This window comes from Pseudomonas moorei, from assembly GCF_042846945.1.
GTDB classification, from domain to species: Bacteria; Pseudomonadota; Gammaproteobacteria; order Pseudomonadales; family Pseudomonadaceae; genus Aquipseudomonas; species Aquipseudomonas moorei.
The window spans coordinates 4,778,634-4,797,156 of sequence record NZ_AP035776.1; the positions used below are offsets into that span (position 1 = coordinate 4,778,634).

The window sequence follows — 18,523 nt, forward strand, 5'->3', positions numbered from 1 at the left end:
TCCTGTTGGTGCATAAGTCATCGCGAGCAGGCTCACTCCCACAAGGGATACATTCCACAATGTGGGAGTGAGCTTGCTCACGATGGGGCCATGAACAACAGCGACAATCTCATGGCAAAAGTAGTTAGCCTGCTTCCTTTTATGTCAATGCCACGCCATCATGCAGTTCTCCCACCGCCGCCCGCGAAAGAGCCCTCATGTCTGCGCCGCAACAGCTACCGCAAAGCTCCATGGCGATCACCCTGCAGATCGTCTCCATCGTTTTTTATACCTTTATTGCCTTCCTCTGCATCGGCCTGCCGATTGCGGTATTGCCGGGCTATGTCCATGAACAACTGGGGTTCAGTGCCGTCATCGCGGGGTTGACCATCGGCTCGCAGTATCTTGCCACGCTGCTCAGCCGCCCCATGGCCGGGCGTATGTCCGACAGCGTCGGTACCAAGCGGGCGATCATTTACGGTCTGTCAGGCATTGTGTTGAGCGGGGCATTGACGCTGCTGTCGACCCTGTTGCAAAGCGCTCCGCTGCTGAGCCTGTTGATTTTGATTGCGGGGCGTTTATTGCTGGGGATCGCCCAGGGACTGATCGGAGTCGGCACCATCAGTTGGTGCATGGGCCAAGTGGGTGCCGAGCACACCGCGCGCTCGATCTCGTGGAACGGCATCGCTTCCTATGGCGCGATTGCCATCGGCGCTCCGCTGGGCGTGGTGATGGTCGATCAGTTGGGATTCGTCAGCCTGGGCATCGCGCTGTCGGTACTGGCGTTGGCTGCGCTGCTGCTGATTCGCAACAAGCCATCGGTGCCCGTGATCCGGGGTGAGCGTTTGCCGTTCTGGGCGGTGTTCGGGCGCATTGCGCCCTTTGGCGCGAGCCTGAGCCTGGCCTCCATCGGCTACGGTACCCTGACCACTTTCATCACTTTGTATTACCTCAACCGTGGCTGGACCGGCGCGGCTTACTGCCTGACCGTCTTCGGCGTGTGCTTCATTCTGGCGCGTTTGCTGTTCATTTCCAGCATCAGCCGTTTCGGCGGATTCACCTCGGCCATCGCCTGCATGAGCATTGAATCAGTCGGCCTGTTATTGCTGTGGCTTGCGCCTTCGACCGCCTATGCCTTGATCGGTGCCGGCCTGACCGGCTTCGGCCTGTCGTTGGTGTATCCGGCACTGGGCGTCGAGGCGATCAAGCAGGTGCCCAGCTCCAGCCGCGGTGCCGGTTTGAGTGCCTATGCGGTGTTTTTCGACCTGGCGTTGGCGATTGCCGGCCCCTTGATGGGGGCGGTGGCGTTGAACCTGGGTTATACGTGGATATTCTTCGCAGCTGCGTTGTTGTCAGTCACCGGCCTTTGCCTGACGCTGCTCCTGTCACGCCAAAGTGCGCGTCAAACCCATTGAACGCTGACACCGACAAGATCATGGATTAAAACATTACCGAAGGATTCCAGCGCAACATGCCGCATCGATTGAGACAAAGAGCCAGCATTGTTTGAAGTGTCAACTTTCACAGATGCTCGACGCCGCTGTTACATAACAATCGACAAATGGAAATTAATAAACATGCGTATATTGCCTTTAAGCCTGCTCGCACCTGCATTGCTGTTTTCCTTCTACGGCACAGCCCATGCGCAAAGCTCGACGCAGCAACAAATCTGCCATAACGGTCAATGCTGGGACGTCGGCGACGATATTGGGGATGAGTGCTGCCCATTTCTACGTCAGGAAAACCCTATGGAAAACCTCCTGAAACTCCATGGTGTCACGTTCAACTGGAAGCAAAACGACCCTACCCATGTCGGCCTGATTGCCCAGGATGCGTAGAAAGTCTACCCCCCATTAGTACGCACTGATCGGGGCCACTTGCAAGTTGATTACCAAAAACGGGTGGCACCTCTTATCGAGTCCGTACGTGAACTTAATGCAAGAGTAGTCACACTGGAACTGCTTTAGCTGATAAGTAACCAACGATAAACAACTGCCGATCCCCCTCACTGATCGGCAGTTTGCATTCCGGCCCGAGTCGCCTTGCCCAGCGTGCGGGAGAAGAAGCTCCCGGCTTCGGAAATCAGGTTGCGGTGAATGTCTTCACGATCGACACCATCGGCATCAGTACACAGCGCTGGCGTGATGACAATCTGCTCGTCGTTGCACGGCGCCATGAATACGAAGTGCCCTGCCCCGGCCAGCAACTTGAAGTCCGGAGCAACGGGCAGCTTGCGCGCCAAAGCCACTGCGTTTTTGTCGATGGGCACCAGTTTGTCGCCGTCGCCGCTATAAAGCAGGACGGGCACGTGCACGTCGGCGAGGGTTTGACGGCCGAACTTCAAGCTCAGCGGCGCCATCAGCATCAACGCGTGGACGCGCGGATCCGCCACCGGTTGCAGGTCATCGCGGTCGACGATAAGTTCACCCTGGGTGTTGCAGGCATCGCTGTCGTCCGGGCGCTCCTGGCAGTAACGGCGCAGGCGCCCCAGATCCGGGGTCGCGCCAGACAGAATCAATGCGGTCTCGCCCCCGGCCGAATAACCGATGACGCCGACCTGATCAGCATTGACGAACGGCGACAGCATGCGGTCGCCCAGGGTCGCGGTAATGGCTTCGGATATCTGGATCGGCCGTCCGTACAGGTTGCTCAAGGTGCCGAGACGACTGTGGTCCTTGGAGTTGTCGCCGGGGTGAATCACGGCTACCACCACAAACCCCTTGCGTGCCAGGGAGGTGGCGAGGTCGTGCAGCGCCAGTGGCGTTCCGGTGTTGCCGTGGGAGAGCATCAGCATGGGGAACCGGCCGATGGCGACTTTGGTGTCTTCACCCGCCTCGACGGTGTAACCCTCGAGCCTGCTGGAGTGTTCCTTTTCGCTCGATGGGTAGAAGGCAATCGCACGCATCGGTTGCAGGTCCAGCGGGTCGAGAAAACTCAGCTCGTGGTAACCGACGCTCCAGTGTGGGCGCGGCGCAGGCGCGGCGTGCACTGTATTCAGGCTGCAGAGCAGACAAATCAGTAAAGTTGCACAAAGACGCACCATGGGATGCCCCACCCTGTTACCGGACTCGAGACCTGTACCCTTGACTGCATAACTTGGGCCACAATCTGAAACGACCAGAAACAAAAAACTCCGTACCTGGTACTTGCGTATCCAGAATACAGAGTTTTTTGAGGGCTGCCTGAACGGCGTACCGTCTTTACGCAAGTTTTACGCGGCGGCGAACAATTGCTCGCTGATTTGCGCGTGAGCGTCGCTCATGGCCTTGTTGCGGACTTCATCGCCATAAGCCAGGCCGTGGGCGCGAACGAATTCGATGTCCGTGATACCGATGAAACCGAACAGCACCTTCAAGTACTCTTCGTGGGCAACACCGGTTGCCTGGCCGGCATGCATGCCACCGGAAGTCGACACGATCACGACTTTCTTGCCGCCGCACAGCCCTTCAGGACCGGCTTCGGTGTAACGGAAGGTCTGGCCGGCAACGGCGATGCGATCGATCCACGCCTTCAATTGAGTCGGGACAGTGAAGTTGTACATCGGCGCTGCAATCACCACGGCATCGGCGGCGAGAAACTCGGCCAGGGTAGAAGCACTGAGTTGTGCTTCGTGCTGTTGTGCGGCGTCGCGCAGTTCAGCGGGCGTGCCGGCGGCAACCAGGGTGTTCGAGGAAAAATGGCTGATGGCGTCAGCCGCCAGGTCACGGTATGTCACCACCGCCGACGGCTCGGCGATTTGCCAGGCTTTGACGACTTCGCTGCTCAGCTGACGGGACGCCGAGTTGTCACCAAGAATGCTCGAATCGATATGCAGCAGTTTCATGTGGGATCTCCAGGTGAGGATCGCCACCGGGGCGATCTGATGGAAACGATCCTACAGACGAAACCAATAGCTGATTAGACTGCAACAATGCGATAGTTTGTCCCACTTATAGAACAATCGAGCCAGTACCCATGCAAGACCTCAATGTTTTGTTAGAAGCACCAATCCACCCCTGAAAATGATCAGTTTCAGATACCCCTCCTATCCTCTCCAACGTTACGCTCTTCCCTCAAAATCCACCAAAAGGAATCTCATGGGGAGTGGACTGAGCAGTGCATTGCCTTCCCTCAACATGTCAGAGAGAAGCAGAGTCTGAGGTTGCAGCCTGAATCTACCTATAGGTCGATTACCCTCCCCTGAGCGCCTTCAACGCTAAATCCTCCTGCCCAGTCATCTCAGGTCACGAGTCTCCATTCCTGCCCCTCCTCAAACTCAACGACCAGATCGGTAACCCCAGATTCCCTGGGTGCCCCTAGATGCCCCCTACGCAGCGCACGCGCCCTGCTGGCAGGCCCCACTGAGTTCACGCCACAGAGATTCTCCAAGCGTGCGCATATGCGGAGTAACCTCAATACGGAGCGCTGGCTAAAGGTGCCAACACAACTGCAAGGCCGTCACCGCGCTCGCCCCCCCGCTCCACATCGCGCATCGTGCATCGCGCATCGCGCATCGCGCATCGACCTAATCATGTCTGCGCGTATGGACCTGCCCTAGTCAATCGCCTCAACGTCTGCCGGAAATCGCATCCTCGATAGCCAAAATAGGACGTTCAAGCCGTGTAAAAGCCCCCTCCCCCTAAAATTTTTCTTGAAAGGCGCTTGAGCCGAAAAATGGCAAAAATGCAAAAGTCATGATTTTAGTCAAAGAATAAACTTTAGAAAAATCAAACGGAAGAACGACAGACACATAATAAACAACTATTAATTAACCATACATAAAAACCCAATTAGTTAATTATTATATACACACCCAACACCCATAAAACCAAAAAATACTTGATTTGAAAAAAGACCGAGTTCTATCCTGTATCAACATTTCAAATTGAGCTGGTCAAGAGCCATGACTACCTAACTCTCCAACAGGTCAATCTCTCGCAGTTAAAAGCCCATTGAATACTATGTACCTTCGATTGAGCACTGCTGCGCCTGATTTCCTACCGTACATCCACGCCAAATGAATACGATTTTGGAGGGAAGTCTATGTTGAACGTAAGACAGATTAAGAAATATCCAATTGTCGGATTTTTCCTGTACTTAATAGATTTCATTTCGGCAGCCCTCTACCCAAAAAAAGAAATCGATAAATACATTCGCACCTGTCATATCTATTTCGTTTACACGGAGATGATTAGCTGTGCGGAAGAACACTATTTCGAGCAGCCAACCCTCGAAGGGTTCTACGGTTATTTGCTCACTGAGTTCAACTTCAGCCTTCCAACCGCAGAAACTTACTTTAGAAGCGCATGCCAACTTCCGCGCTTCCTCAACAAACCCGAACTCGAATACCATCTGAAAAGCTCTGACGAATATCGAAAATATGCAAAACAGCTCTACGGAGCATTAGAAAAAAACAGGTCGCTGCTCACTTACTATGAAGCATGGCCATTAAGAAGCCAAGACGGCCATATTCTCTACCTGAATCTCGTTCAATTTCAAAAGCAGTACGGAAAGAAACATTGTAGTCACTGGCACCGCCAGCTTTCGAAGCATGCGCGGACTATCCCTAAAAACACACTCGTATCCCTCGGCGGCAAGCTGCATACAATTCTGAACCTCTTATACCAGGTGTACCCAAACGCCGAGTACCTAGAAACTCTTAGTGACCCACTAGAAGTCAACGAATCATTCGAAGAAATGCACGAGATTCATTCGGTGGAATATCTGGACAAAAACCCCTCTTGGTCTCCCTCTGTATTTCGTCGTCGTTGGTATCAAATTGAATATGCATATCGAACAGCAATTATTGGTAGTGAATTAGTAGCCGAGCCTCTTTACGACTTATATGTAGGCGACTCAAAAGATGTGCTCAGCAACAAACTAGGATCAAAAGTCACCAAACTCATTAGCTTACTAACACCACTACCGGAACATCTTTCCGACAGCAAGACAGCTGATTTGGTATTCAGCAAAATCAAATCCGACATCGAAACATTAACGGAATGTTGTGAAACAGAGTGCGCTCGAATCTTAGCGGGCTTCAATGAACGAATGAGGGCTTCTGAGATTGGCGTGGCTGGAGATGTTGATCATCCCTCTGCTCAAAGACACCTCTATGAAAATCGCTGTGCAACCTGGCAGAAACACGGGTACAACTTGGATAGCTGTGCCCCACATTTCGTCAAAATGCGACGGCGGTTGTTTGGAACTGATAAATCTCTGAATGAAGAGTTGATGCTGCTTACCACCAGGTCATTACTGCCTTTTATCTATCTTCTCATCGTAGAGCACCCATTTATCACAACCAGCTGGCTACTGGAATTTGAACTTTACGACAAACACGGGAGAGTTTCAAACTTCTTGAATGAAGGTAGGGTTGTGCTGAGTTACAAACGCCGCAGAGGGACTACGCACGCACAACAGGAATGCCATTTAACTCCAAAATCCAAAAAGCTATTTGAAGATATTCTTGCAATAACATCACAGGCTAGAGAATTCTTGCGAGTAGCTGGTGATGATCAATACCGCTTCCTGTTAATTGGATCCACTGGTGTCAGTAGACCATCTAAATTCGAAAAAATCCCACAACTGTTCAATGCTGCAAATGATGATAAATTCCTGAACATACTTATCGACAGATTGGGATTGGATATCGCGAAGCGCATCAATCCCAAATCAATACGCTCCACCGCAGCAGTTAGAGTCTATATCGATACCGGCAGACTACGGGCCATGTCAGAAGCACTCGGCCACCTTAGATTCAATCAAAAGCTGCTTTCTTACTATCTGCCGAAAGAAATTATGATTTTTTTCCTTAATCGGTGGGTCAGGATTTTTCAAACTGCCATTACCTATCAAGCTGTTCGCGGTCGCCCTTGCATGGATGTTGTGATGGGGGCTAAGACAATGAAAGACATTGACGCATTTTTTGAGAATCACGGCCTTAAACCTTTGCCCGCTTATCTCGAACTGGGCACTCATGGGTTGCCGCAAGAATTGGATGAAGTCGTACAGAATACGCAGATAGTAATTCCTATCACTCCAGAGTTATGTGACGTTCTAGTCACAATGGGCAAGGTTATTCGTGATCTAGACCACCAAAATATTATGATTTGCAAAGAAGCGTTAACTTGGAAACAAACGGTCTTATTCGTCGAAAAGACAGTTGCTCTGCACAAGGAAAAACAACTGCGTACGTGTTCCGCTGGAGTTATCAACATCTTCTCGTCAGCAAAAGTTGTGCCATCCATGGCTCGAAAATTAAGTCAACTCATTGCCTCTCGCTAAGCCTAGCAAAGGAAAAAACAAATGGTCCGCGCGAAAAATGCGAATGAAAACCTCATGGCACAACCTCAGATTAATGAGCTAGTAGCTGCTATGGAGCGCGCAAAAAAACTTCCATTTTACTACCGCAGAAAAGCAATACGAGAAATGTCCGGCATTGCCACCCACGAAACTCTAATCAACTTGCCTAAATGGCTTGTGGACGGATCTAACTTTCACTCGAACATCTGGCATGTGAATTTTTTTGGGGGCTCACGTTACAGCTTCACAATTTACTTCGACATTGAGTTATCCGACGGGTCACTCCTCACGGATGAACAACATAAAGATACATTGTACTGGATTAAAGTTTTTCTTGTCGTGCAAAATCACCCTCGCTACAACAATCAGACTCGGAGGTCGCCGCACTATGAACATAGAAAATTCGTGTCTGCATTGCAGTTCGTCGACTGGATTATCCTCCATGATGATGTATTTGATCTGGCTTCCAACCGCCTTAGCCTGGTAAAGCTATCAGACATTAAGAGCTATTTGATTACAACGATTGGAACTCCCAAGAGCGATAAGGTTTACAAATTTCCTGAACGCCTGTCTAAGTGGCTCATAGAGAATATCGACAACTTGAGTGAACTTGAGTTTCAAGAAGGCCTTAGGCTTTGGCCACATCTCAGGAACATCCCACCTCTTCAAGATAGAATTCTCGATCTAGATGATATGCAACTTCTCAAGGCTCGAGTTTGGATCAAAGCCAGAAAGCTATTTACCTTAAGAAGTGGCAATGAGTACTTCAATCCATCCTTGTTTCAGCAGACCTCCTACAAAAATACTCTGTACGGACGTAACCTGATGTTTAGGGCTGTTGAAGATCTGCGAATGACGGACTTGCCAAGACGCGAATACCCAGCGGTTCCAATTTCTAAGCCTGCTACAGATGGCACATCTCTGTACGAAATAAACCATGGCTTGCTCATAGTAAAAAAAATATGCGTTGTTGCGGCTCACTATTCAAACCTCGGTATAAACCCGACAGGAATAGCTAAAATAAAACCAGCTGAATTGTTCGGTTATGTAGCCAAGCAGAAACAATATGGAAGGTTCTCCACCCTTCCTCACCCCCTCGTCATAAAGCTTATGGGCGACTGCTTTCAATTCTATACCGACAATGCACAGGCCATTCTTTCACGCGTAGTATCATTTTTCAAAAGTAAAGATTCAAGGAGATATGACTGCATTGGTCGACAGGAAGCCTATGATACTACTGTTTCATTCCAGACTACGTATCACGTAACAGACAATCTAAACCCGATCACATGGATAGCATCGGATAAATATTTTGATCAGGCCGTATATCTATCGTCGCTACGCAACAATGAATCTCTTTTCGAACTTTATCGCCTCACGCTGGGTTGCTTCCAGGTCATCGTCGGGAGCCTTACAAGCAAACGGCAAGGCGAGATACTCGATTTAGACGCAGGCAATTGCTTAGAGCCGATGGTCGACCCGTATATCCCAGGCAATGAAGAAATCGCTTACTGCATGCGGTATCTTGCGCGCAAATCAGGTGAACGAGGTGTTAAAGAAACAGCGCTTATCGGCATCACACATAACATTGCGAAAATGATGTGGGACTTTGTTGCTTTCCATAGGCAGCTAGCGGAAATGAATTTGGTACCTAGCAAAGGACAACTGCTTAAACAAGCCCACTCTCGACAGCTTACCTTTGGCAATCTAACAGCTTCCACCTATAACCAAATACTAGACACGCTTTGTGATTATTTCGAAACGCCTATTATTGAACTGAACGGCGTGATGCATCGGTACTATGTGCGTCAACACCCCCTTAGGAGGTTCTGCGCTCTAGCATTTTATCATACTGACAAACATGGTCGCATAGAAGTGATTCAGCACTTGCTTGGTCATTCCGACCCTGAACACGTCTTCCATTACATTTCAGACTCATTGCCAGGCGCAGTACTGTTAGAGGCAAAGGCGCAACGAATTACCGAAGAATTACTTTCAGGCATTGATGGCATTGAGGGGCTTAACGCAGTTAGGTCCTACCTGATGGACCAATTCCAAGGCAGTGACATCCTTCTTAAGACCACTGAAGAATTCAAAGGTGATTACGAAGAACTGGTATCAATGGGCGCTTATAATGCTTCCGAAACAATCGATTACTTTACTCGACAATCTTTGGTTTTCCAAGAAGTCGTGAAAATGCTGGACTGCAAGCTGATTGATTTGCAACCTGAATTCTTTACTTATTCGGACCCTATTGACGGAGAGGTAAAGACTTTCAACCTTTTCATTAAATTGAGTGAGAACCTAGCATGAGAGGAGAAAAATACCTAGCCTCGATCCAGAATGTTTACCTCTTACTCTGCGACATCGCAGAAAATCCAAAGGATTACATTTCCGATGAAAAGTGGATGGTCATGGTGCAGACCATTTTCACAATGTGCGCATTCGATGACCCTACACTCAACATAGCAAAGTGCGCACCTAATACCTTCAAACGTAATGCTACCAATACAATACTCGGTGGCTTTCCCGAGGTCGATAGGCAACGCAAATTAGCTAAGGAAAGCCTTGCGAAAGCTAGTGTCACCAAGGTGTTAAAAAAACCTGGCTCTCGCCGCGCTGTAGCCAAAAAAAACAAAGATCAAAAAATCCGACTACAAAGGTTAGAGATAAGCTTTGCACAAATGCAGATCGTAATCCAAGATCTTCGCGAACTTTCATATCAACTCGCACATGATGACACCATTCCAAACAAACCAAACTACTTTAATAGGTGCATGAGTGATATTAACCTGATATTTCATCTTATAGGAGATACCAAATGACCTCCACTACTCAAATGCATACATTGCTACCAAAGAACACACAGCTCGCTATAGGCGCTCACACTGGCGGTCGTGACTTATACTTTAAAAAAGCTGGCGGACTACCAACGCTTTACTACCCTGACGGACGATATTGCTCCGAAGCAAACTCTTGGATCATGGAGATTTTTTTTTGCAACGAGAAAGTTTCATTAAGAGGAAATGGAGGCACGCTTGGACAATATGCTTTTGACCTATCTCCAATACTACGGTATTTATACGACAACGACATTCAACCCATTGAAATGACAAATAAACGGTTTGAATTATTTATCTTAGGCCTCTCGGCAAAAAAAACCCCTAATGGCGCGAATTCACGCTCTGAAAATACAATTAGAGCAATCGGCTCCTCTACGCTGTCCTTCTTGAATCATGTTGGGGAACTGCATAATCGTGAAAATTTCGTTTCTAAGAAAGGGATTATTAAAGGCAGAAAAGTTGACAAGTACTTACCAAGAGAACTGAAATTTAAAGCCAGTGGTCTCGCGTGGTATCACCGGATATTACCCACCCCAAAGCCTGAACATAGACGCTATCCTATTGGCGATAATTTGATTACGAGGTTATATAATGCTGCCGAGCAACACTCTAGGCCATTCGCTGCCAGATCGAAGGTATTGATTTCAATTTTTGAGCATACAGGCGCACGGCGAGCCGAAGTCGCTGAGTTGCTTGTTTCTGATGTTCTTAGAGCCTTCAATTCCGGCCATGCTACCCCCTTAGTAAGACTCCTTACTGTGAAACAACAAACCACTAATTTTAGATTCGTTCCTGTCCCTAGAGCTGTAATTGCGATATGGGTCGACTACATTAAGACAACTAGAAAATTGATAATGGTCAAAAAATACGGCCACTCCAAAGATCATGGACTTCTGTTCATCAATCACTTGACTGGAACCCCGCTTAGCGCATTTACTCTTTCAAATGAGATCAGTGATCTTAAAGAAGCGGCAAACATTGATGAGCCTGCACATGCTCACCTCTTTCGTCATCGGTTCATCACCAACAAGCTAAAAATGCTTATCTTGCAATTTGATTTTGATAATCAGGATTCTTTCCGCCGAGCGCTTTTGGACATTAACGGTTTCAAACATAAAATTCAGGAGTGGACCGGTCACCTTAGCATTGAATCATTAGAACGTTACATTCACCTAGCATGTAAAGAGATTACACAAGAGGACACAAGCACTGCTAAGGCTTTGTTGATAAATGCCGCCCTCGAGGTCGTAAAATATACGGAAAACCTGCTGGATGAACTGGATCGCGGTGTAATCAGTCAGGGCCAGTATGTGGCTGCAATGCGACTGCTGAAAAACGAAGCGAAGCAAAAGCCACTCAGTACCGGTAGCGAATAATCCATATGCACTGCTCCGATCATAGGTGGATCATGCCGATACATATAAGCTTTAAACCAAGATCCATTGAAGGCATTCGTTTATGGAGCAAAGCGTAAGCGACTGCTCCGTAAAAGTACGTTACTTACTGCTCAGGGGATGCTTTTTCCCTGCTTTCTCACATTCGCGTCGATCTGCCTCGGCATTCTGCCCAAAGTCTTCAGCTAACTGATCGATCAAACCACGCACCGAAGGCAGCAGCCCCCTGCGAGAAGGGAACACTGCGTGGATCAGTCCACTTGGGGGTGGGTAGCTCGGCAGGACCTCCACCAATTCCCCATCATTCAGCGCATGCCTCACCATGATTTCAGGCATCTGGACTACCCCTACTCCCTGGATCGCTGCGCGTCGTAAGGCGTCGAGATCTGATGTCACGAACCGAGGGGTATGGGTGATCTCAAATTCCGTGTTGTCGGCCCCGATAAACACCCAGCGGTGCTCACGGTTAGGCGGGCCTAAATCCATGCTGGGCAACCCCACCAGATCTGAAGGGTGCTCCAGAGTGATGCCCTCAATGAGAGAGGGTCGCGCGACCAATATTTGGTGGCTCTCGCCAAACACCCGCATCACCAAATTCGCATCTTCGAGTGGTGGAAAGCGAACGCGAAGAGCTATGTCATAACCCTCCCCTAAGACATCCACCCTGCGATTGGTGCTATCGATCTGGACCTGCACTTTAGGGTGCAACACCATGAATTTTGCGATCGTGTCACTGACACCCATGGCCCCCAAAGCAGGTGGGCAACTGATCCGGACAATTCCTTGAGGCTCAGATCGGGAATGCGCGACCACCTGCTCCGCAGCATCGGCTTCGACCAGCATTGCCAGACAATGCCGGTAATAGTCTTGGCCGATATCCGTCACCGTGAATTTGCGTGTGGATCGCTGGATCAGCCGCACACCTAAACGTTCTTCTAGCTGCCCTATGCGTCTGCTGAGCTTTGACTTTGGAATGCCAAGCTTTCGGCTGGCAGCGGTAAATCCCTCGTGGTCGACCACCTGGACAAAGAAATACAAATCGTTGAAGTCGTACACGGGGTTATTTACTCAAGGTGCGCGTTTGTAGGCTTCTATCATCGCAGAGGGGCGATTGGGTGTCTGCTTCCCCCCCCCAATCGGATCTTGTGCATTCATCCGAGATCTAGTGCCGCATAGGTATACCTGCCAGTGACTAAAACAGTCACTGGCAAAGGTTCATGCCCTGGGAAGCTATTCAATTCAGCAGTTAAATGGTTCTGACTGCTCCCAAGCTACGACAAAACCGCCACTGGGTTGGTAGCGCAGATAGGTGAATACATCAATCTGGGAACCAGAATCGCCTGCTGAGTCATAGAGTCCACGGCTCACGAAGCGACGATAAAGCAAGCTCTGACCAGTCTTGTCTAGATACTGGTCCAGCTCCAGCTTTCGAATTAAAAGCGCATTATTATGATAGCCTCCAGTCGAGAACGCGATCACTGCGCCTGCCCCATCTAGCCATCCTCGCTGCTGATCCCATCTGAGTCCTAATTCTCTTACAAGATCCTGACACGGCACGTCCAGATGTGACTGCTCAGCCGTCGAGGTATATTCGAACTTCCACTCATCCCCGCGAGATAGCGTCATTATCGTGCGAGCAAGACCCATTTCGTGCGTTGTGATCGTGCCATCTTCCGCTAGCTGGCTGAACGCAGCGCCATCCGGATATTCAGCTAAATAGCTTCGATAGCAACTCGTACGATCAGCAAAGGCGCGGTCCAGCAGTTCGTATGGCGTGATGCCGAACACTTCCTCCTTTGAAAATGCTGATGAATACGAAAAGTCGAAGCTGAGATATGGGGTCCCCCAAGAATCGTCTTCTTCTGATCTATCACTCGCGTTTGTACTGCGATCCAAGGCAATCCATTCCACCCCGCTCGGATCGGTGCAGATAAGACTCGACTCATGCGAGGCATAGTCATCAGCCCTCACCCATCGCTTGACATCACTGTCCCTGGAAGGAAAGGCATAATCGCTTCGACGAAGAAGGCTGTCCGAATAGGTGCTCGCGGGAACGACATCTCTCATGTCAGTAAGATCGCGCTTACGCAACTCCACGGACCAATAATATTCAGGGCCAGGAAGGTGTCCCTGGAACGACTCGCTGGGAGGAACGTGCTCGCCCAGCATGCCCAGGAGTCTGTGAAGTGATATCCAGTAGTACTTTGTTCCTAGGTGCTCGGCATGGTCTGGTCGTCCTCGCCCTGAACCAAACTCACTATTAATAGTTAGGTCGTAATTCAGCGCACCTTCCTGGTCACCAGGATACCCAAGGTTCAAGGCCTCAATCATGATCCAGCAAGCAATGTTCTCCTTGGTTATCGATGCTCCTTTGAGATTGAAACTCCTGATTCTTGGCTCGACCTGATAGCGCCAAAAATCAGGGCCGACGCTCAACCCCCACAGTTTCATATCTGATGGAAGGTTCTTCAAATCAAGAAGTGGGTTGGCATCTGCCAGTATCGGCCATTTTTTGATGACCGGGGTTTTGCTCGGAAAGCGTCCCAATCGCGCTTTCAGCGACTCGTCGATGCCGTGATCTTTGAGCAATACCGCGAGCATCCGTATCGAATCTCGAATGATCACGTTGAGCCGATCATAGCCTTCTGAAACCAATACTCTGAGAGCTGGAATGAACGCAGGACGCTGCTCGTGCGCAATCAAGCATGCGCTGTATATTGCTTCAGTCACGCTTTCAAGAATGTAATCATCGTCAGACGCCAAGAAATTTCTGGCCAGATCGGCTGCGAGCGCGGAATCAGCGACTATCAGGCGCACCAACCCCTTCGATGCCCGATCGCGAACTCGACGGTCCGCACAAGACGTCAGCCAGCCCAGTACAAAAGTCGCTAACCGTCGGCTTTCACTCGGCCATCGCATGATGTCGGCGTTGAGGGAAGCATCCAATAGAGACTTGACCGCGCCGTTATTGTCATAGGACTTGAATGCTGCATACGAAAGGTAGACATCCCTGTTCACCAGGCGCTGGCGAAGCAGGAAATTATCCAACCATTGTTCTGCGTTGAGGTTGTGGTTAGGCACAAGGCTGACTTTCACGAAGACTTCGTACAAATCCTCCCAAAGCCCTGGCACCCTCAGAGCTGCAAATATCTCATCTTCCAAGCTGTTATTTTCAAAGCTTTTGCGAGAGCGCCACGACAATCCGTGAACGAACAGGCGGTTCGCGAGTTCGGTCTCCAGCCCGATATCGGGGTTTACGATTTCGATTCCCGTTTTTTCGGGAAGAACAGCCGCGAGCACCTCCAGCAGGCCTCTATCCTCAGGCGGTAGTGAAACCACGCTGACACCTAATTTTTTCACATCAAGTTCGCCGGACTCGTCCGTGCAACTATCAATCAGCGCGGTCGTGCGAAGGACATCACCGTATCGCTCATATCCAAGCCTCACCGTCCACGTGTCGTCAGGACCTTCAGTGAGGATGACTAGGCCCTCACGCTCAAGCTCTCGAATGAAGACTTCGGGTGTGATTTCTGGTCCCACGACATCGCGAAGGCCAGCCGCGCACGATTCCCAAAGTCGATCGCTCGCCGATGCACTCGTATGTTGGCGCTGATTGAAAACTGACCCACCCTGCCGATTGAAAATTGACCCAGGGCGGATTGCTGATTTTGGCATCAGCAATTGTGGATAAGCTTAGCAGTCGTGTCCCGGTGGAAGAGGCATTAAAGCCCCACCGCATGTGGGCATGCGGCAGGGTATTTTTGGTGCAGATCAAAACAGCTCATCGTCCTCGGCACCATCATTGTCTTTGCGCTTTCGTTCACGTGATTTGATCTTGGTCTGGGCGACCAAGCTGCTGTGTTGCAGGCGGTAGGACTCGTTGCCCGTTTCGACGATGTGGCAGTGGTGTGTCAGCCGATCCAGCAACGCCGTTGTCATCTTGGCGTCACCAAACACACTCGACCATTCCGAGAAGCTGAGGTTGGTGGTGATGACCACGCTGGTGTGCTCGTACAGCTTGGACAGCAAGTGAAATAACAGGGCACCACCGCTCTGGCTGAAGGGCAAATACCCCAGTTCATCGAGTATCACCAGGTCTGTTCGTAACAGCCCTTGAGCGATGCGGCCCGTCTTGCCATCGTACTTTTCGCGCTCCAGCAGATTGACCAGATCCACCGTGGAGTAGAAGCGCACGCGTTTGTGATGCGTCGTGATCCCGGACACAGCCAAGGCGGTGGCGAGGTGTGTTTTGCCTGTTCCAGGCCCGCCGATGAATACGACATTCTGCGCGGTATCGGTGAACTCCAGGTTGGACAGATCCCTGATCAGGCGGGCATCTGCGCTAGAAGCGCTGAAGTCGAAGCCGGCCAAATCACGATGCATGGGGAGTTTGGCCATGTTCATCTGGTGGTTCACTGAGCGCACCGCTCGATCCGCATGTTCTTGTTGGAGAAGATGCTCAAGTAGCCATTTCGAGGATGCCGTCGAAGCTTCTCCTTGCGAGGCTAGTTCTTCCCAGGCGCTGGCCATGCCATGCAGACGCAGTTCTTTGAGTTCCGCCATAAGATCACGCATTGCGAGTCTCCTCATCGGTGGTACGGAGCCGGTCGTAGCGTGCCGTATTGGCGACAGGCGCTATCTTGAGTTGAAGGCTGGTTTCGGCGGACGGAGGGGCTGCTGTCGATGTCAGTCGAGCCAGGACATTCAGGATGTGCTCAGCACTCAAGCTGCCTGATTCAAGTACCAACTCCACAGCCACCAACACGGCATCGAGCCCGGCGATGGGAACTGCCGCCAGTACCTGCGTCATGACTCGATCACCATTGGCGTGACGCCTCAGACCGCGTTTTAACAGCTGCAACGGCTTCGGCAGATCAGCAAACGGAGCGCCATTGCGCAGCGCTCCAGGCTTGCGCTCGATAAGCGGGATGTAATGCTGCCAGTCAAAACTGACCTGATCTCGATCAAACAGACGCTCGTGGCTGGCAATCGTCGTTTCATCGGCGATGACCACCACCCGGGAAGGATACAAACGGCTGCTGACCCACTGGCCGACCCGCTCACACGGCACCGAGTAGCGATTTCGCGCCACGCTGATCAGGCAGGTGCTGGAGACCCGTACGGTGCGCTCGACGTAGCCATCAAAGGCAGTCGGCATCGGCATCAATTCAGCGCGTTCCAGCTCCAGGACGTCCGCCACGGTCAGCCCGTTGTACTGCGGGTGCAGCAGTTCGCCCCAGAGCGCACGGCAGCGCGCTGGTGCAGATACTGCCCGAGTGGTCACTGCCTGGTGGCTGGTTGCAGGCGGTCTACCCTCATCGACGCGGGGTGATGCCAGCCGTTCGCGCCTGGATCGACCATCTGATCGAATCATTCAATGCCTGTGGGGACCGATTGATATGAAGGCTGGACGCATGAGCGAAGAGGACGTCGCGACATTCTGCCTGGCGTTGCCCGGCGCGCGGGAAGACTACAAATGGGGAGGTGTACGGGTATTTTCGATTGCCGGGAACAAGATGTTCGCCTTGCAGAATCTGCGTGGCGCGTCCCTGGCGTTCAAAGTCGACAAGGATTTGTTTCTCGGTCATTGCGACCGTCCGGGCATTCATCCCGCACCTTATCTGGCACGGGCGCAGTGGATCATCATGGCAACGCCCTACCCGCTTGGCACCGAGGAGCTGCAAGGTCTGTTGCGGCGCTCCCATCAACTGGTGGTCGGCAAATTACCCAAGCGTACCCAGGTAGGGTTATTGCTTTAAAACAGTGCCAACAGATTTGCACCAAGAAACAGCATGTCGATCCAGAACACCTGGTGCAGCAACACGATGATCCAGAACACCAACTGATAAGAGACCTTGCGCGTCTTGTGCCGAAAGACTTGCTGGGCCAGCAAGGCACCCGGCCAGCCACCGGCGAACTCCAACGCATGCAGCACGTTTTCCGGTGTTCGCCGTTGATCGACCCGGGCCCTGCGTTTGTCATTCCAGTACAGGAAAAACGTCAGCACGCTGACGATGCCGTAGGCCGCCAAGGGAATCGGCGAGACCCCACGTAGCCACAACGACATCGAACCTATCAGCGGCAGCGCGCACAAAATCGCGAACACCAACAGTTTCAGACGCAGATGCTGGATATCTCCCCCGGACTGCCGCCCGGGTTGATTGCGCGCGCTGGAATCACTCATGGCTTGGCGGCAGTCCAGTCAACCCAGCCAAACTGCCAGGTAGCCAGAATCAGCAGGCCGAACGCGATGCGATACCAGGCGAACGCCGCGTAGCTGTGGCTGGCGATGAACTTGAGCAAACCACGCACGGCAATCATGGCGAAGATAAACGCCGTGACGAACCCCAGGGCGAATACCGGGAAGTCGGCCGGTACAAACAGCTTGTGGTACTTGTAGCCCGAGTACACCGCCGCGCCCACCATGGTCGGCATGGCCAGGAAGAACGAGAACTCGGTGGCGGTTTTACGCGACAGACCGAACAACAGGCCGCCGATGATCGTCGAGCCGGAACGCGAAGTACCCGGAATCATCGCCAGGCACTGGGCAAACCCGACTTTCAGGGCGTCTTTCCATGTGATCTCATCGACGGTATCGGCATGCACTTCATGCTGACGCTGTTCGGCCCACAACATAATGATGCCGCCCACCACCAAGGCCGTCGCCACGGTGATCGGGTTGAACAGGTAGTGGTGGATCAGGTCAGCGAAAATTACCCCCAGTACCACAGCCGGCAGGAAGGCGATCAGCAGGTTCGCGGTGAAGCGCCGCGCACTCGGCTGGGTCGGCAAGCCGATGACCACGTCGAAAATCTTGCGGCGGAACTCCCACACCACCGCCAGGATCGCCCCGAGCTGGATGATGATGTTGAACGCCATTGCACGCTCGCCACCGAAGTCGAGCAAGTCGGCCACGATAATCTGGTGACCGGTACTGGAAATGGGCAAAAACTCTGTAAGTCCTTCTACAACGCCAAGAATCAAAGCCTGAAAGGCAGTCCAAAGATCCATCAATCCCCCAAA

Annotated in this window: 14 protein-coding genes and 2 pseudogenes; 8 read left to right on the forward strand and 8 right to left on the reverse strand. The window is 51.3% G+C overall.

What is annotated here, in order from left to right; genetic code table 11:
• Nucleotides 1–197: 197 nt before the first annotated feature.
• The gene (locus ACGJAX_RS22515) at nt 198–1,394 is read left to right on the forward strand and encodes an MFS transporter (protein ID WP_390956219.1); all 1,197 of its coding nucleotides are present in this window, start codon (nt 198–200) and stop codon (nt 1,392–1,394) included.
• 162 nt (nt 1,395–1,556) lie between these two features.
• Nucleotides 1,557–1,817: a tail fiber domain-containing protein gene (locus ACGJAX_RS22520; RefSeq protein WP_390956221.1), complete on the forward strand. Its 261-nt coding sequence runs from the start codon at nt 1,557–1,559 to the stop codon at nt 1,815–1,817.
• A gap of 167 nt (nt 1,818–1,984) precedes the next feature.
• Here the strand turns inward: ACGJAX_RS22520 and ACGJAX_RS22525 are convergent, their stop codons facing one another.
• Complete coding sequence (locus tag ACGJAX_RS22525) at nt 1,985–3,022, reverse strand: dienelactone hydrolase (protein WP_247255850.1); 1,038 nt, start codon at nt 3,020–3,022, stop codon at nt 1,985–1,987.
• Nucleotides 3,023–3,190: 168 nt separating this feature from the next.
• Entirely contained in the window at nt 3,191–3,802 is a 612-nt protein-coding gene (locus ACGJAX_RS22530; RefSeq protein WP_090321219.1) for an FMN-dependent NADH-azoreductase, read from the reverse strand.
• 1,199 nt (nt 3,803–5,001) lie between these two features.
• Here ACGJAX_RS22530 and ACGJAX_RS22535 point away from each other — a divergent pair.
• From ACGJAX_RS22535 to ACGJAX_RS22550, 4 genes are read left to right on the forward strand one after another with little or no spacing between them, the layout of a single operon-like run.
• The gene (locus tag ACGJAX_RS22535) at nt 5,002–7,245 is read left to right on the forward strand and encodes a hypothetical protein (RefSeq protein WP_390956222.1); all 2,244 of its coding nucleotides are present in this window, start codon (nt 5,002–5,004) and stop codon (nt 7,243–7,245) included.
• 21 nt (nt 7,246–7,266) lie between these two features.
• Nucleotides 7,267–9,576: a hypothetical protein gene (locus ACGJAX_RS22540; RefSeq protein WP_390956223.1), complete on the forward strand. Its 2,310-nt coding sequence runs from the start codon at nt 7,267–7,269 to the stop codon at nt 9,574–9,576.
• Nucleotides 9,573–10,088, forward strand: a complete 516-nt coding sequence (locus tag ACGJAX_RS22545) for a hypothetical protein (RefSeq protein WP_390956224.1) — start codon at nt 9,573–9,575, stop codon at nt 10,086–10,088. Before ACGJAX_RS22540 ends, ACGJAX_RS22545 begins: the two co-directional genes overlap by 4 nt.
• Nucleotides 10,085–11,482: a tyrosine-type recombinase/integrase gene (locus tag ACGJAX_RS22550; protein WP_390956225.1), complete on the forward strand. Its 1,398-nt coding sequence runs from the start codon at nt 10,085–10,087 to the stop codon at nt 11,480–11,482. Before ACGJAX_RS22545 ends, ACGJAX_RS22550 begins: the two co-directional genes overlap by 4 nt.
• Before the next feature lie 120 nt (nt 11,483–11,602).
• Here ACGJAX_RS22550 and ACGJAX_RS22555 read toward each other — a convergent pair whose 3' ends face one another.
• From ACGJAX_RS22555 to istA, 4 genes and pseudogenes are all read right to left on the reverse strand, one after another.
• A complete protein-coding gene (locus tag ACGJAX_RS22555) occupies nt 11,603–12,556 on the reverse strand; it encodes a LysR substrate-binding domain-containing protein (RefSeq protein ID WP_390956226.1) in 954 nt (317 codons plus the stop codon).
• A 183-nt stretch (nt 12,557–12,739) separates the two neighbouring features.
• A complete protein-coding gene (locus tag ACGJAX_RS22560; RefSeq protein ID WP_390956227.1) occupies nt 12,740–15,175 on the reverse strand; it encodes a hypothetical protein in 2,436 nt (811 codons plus the stop codon).
• Nucleotides 15,176–15,271: 96 nt separating this feature from the next.
• On the reverse strand, nt 15,272–16,075 hold the full coding sequence (istB, locus tag ACGJAX_RS22565; protein ID WP_010466203.1) for an IS21-like element helper ATPase IstB: 804 nt from the start codon (nt 16,073–16,075) through the stop codon (nt 15,272–15,274).
• Nucleotides 16,068–16,754 (reverse strand): annotated as a pseudogene (gene istA / locus ACGJAX_RS22570) (IS21-like element ISPpu27 family transposase); the annotation flags it as partial. The pseudogene istA and the gene istB, both read right to left, overlap by 8 nt.
• A 2-nt stretch (nt 16,755–16,756) precedes the next feature.
• Here istA and ACGJAX_RS22575 point away from each other — a divergent pair.
• Nucleotides 16,757–16,903, forward strand: a pseudogene (locus ACGJAX_RS22575) (LysR family transcriptional regulator); the annotation flags it as partial.
• A complete protein-coding gene (locus tag ACGJAX_RS22580; protein WP_247255849.1) occupies nt 16,900–17,259 on the forward strand; it encodes an MmcQ/YjbR family DNA-binding protein in 360 nt (119 codons plus the stop codon). The pseudogene ACGJAX_RS22575 and the gene ACGJAX_RS22580, both read left to right, overlap by 4 nt.
• Here the strand turns inward: ACGJAX_RS22580 and ACGJAX_RS22585 are convergent.
• Both ACGJAX_RS22585 and ACGJAX_RS22590 read right to left on the reverse strand, forming a co-directional pair.
• A complete protein-coding gene (locus ACGJAX_RS22585) occupies nt 17,256–17,684 on the reverse strand; it encodes a DUF1294 domain-containing protein (protein ID WP_247255848.1) in 429 nt (142 codons plus the stop codon). The genes ACGJAX_RS22580 and ACGJAX_RS22585 overlap by 4 nt on opposite strands.
• The gene (locus tag ACGJAX_RS22590; RefSeq protein ID WP_090321205.1) at nt 17,681–18,511 is read right to left on the reverse strand and encodes an undecaprenyl-diphosphate phosphatase; all 831 of its coding nucleotides are present in this window, start codon (nt 18,509–18,511) and stop codon (nt 17,681–17,683) included. Before ACGJAX_RS22590 ends, ACGJAX_RS22585 begins: the two co-directional genes overlap by 4 nt.
• Between the last annotated feature and the right edge of the window lie 12 nt (nt 18,512–18,523).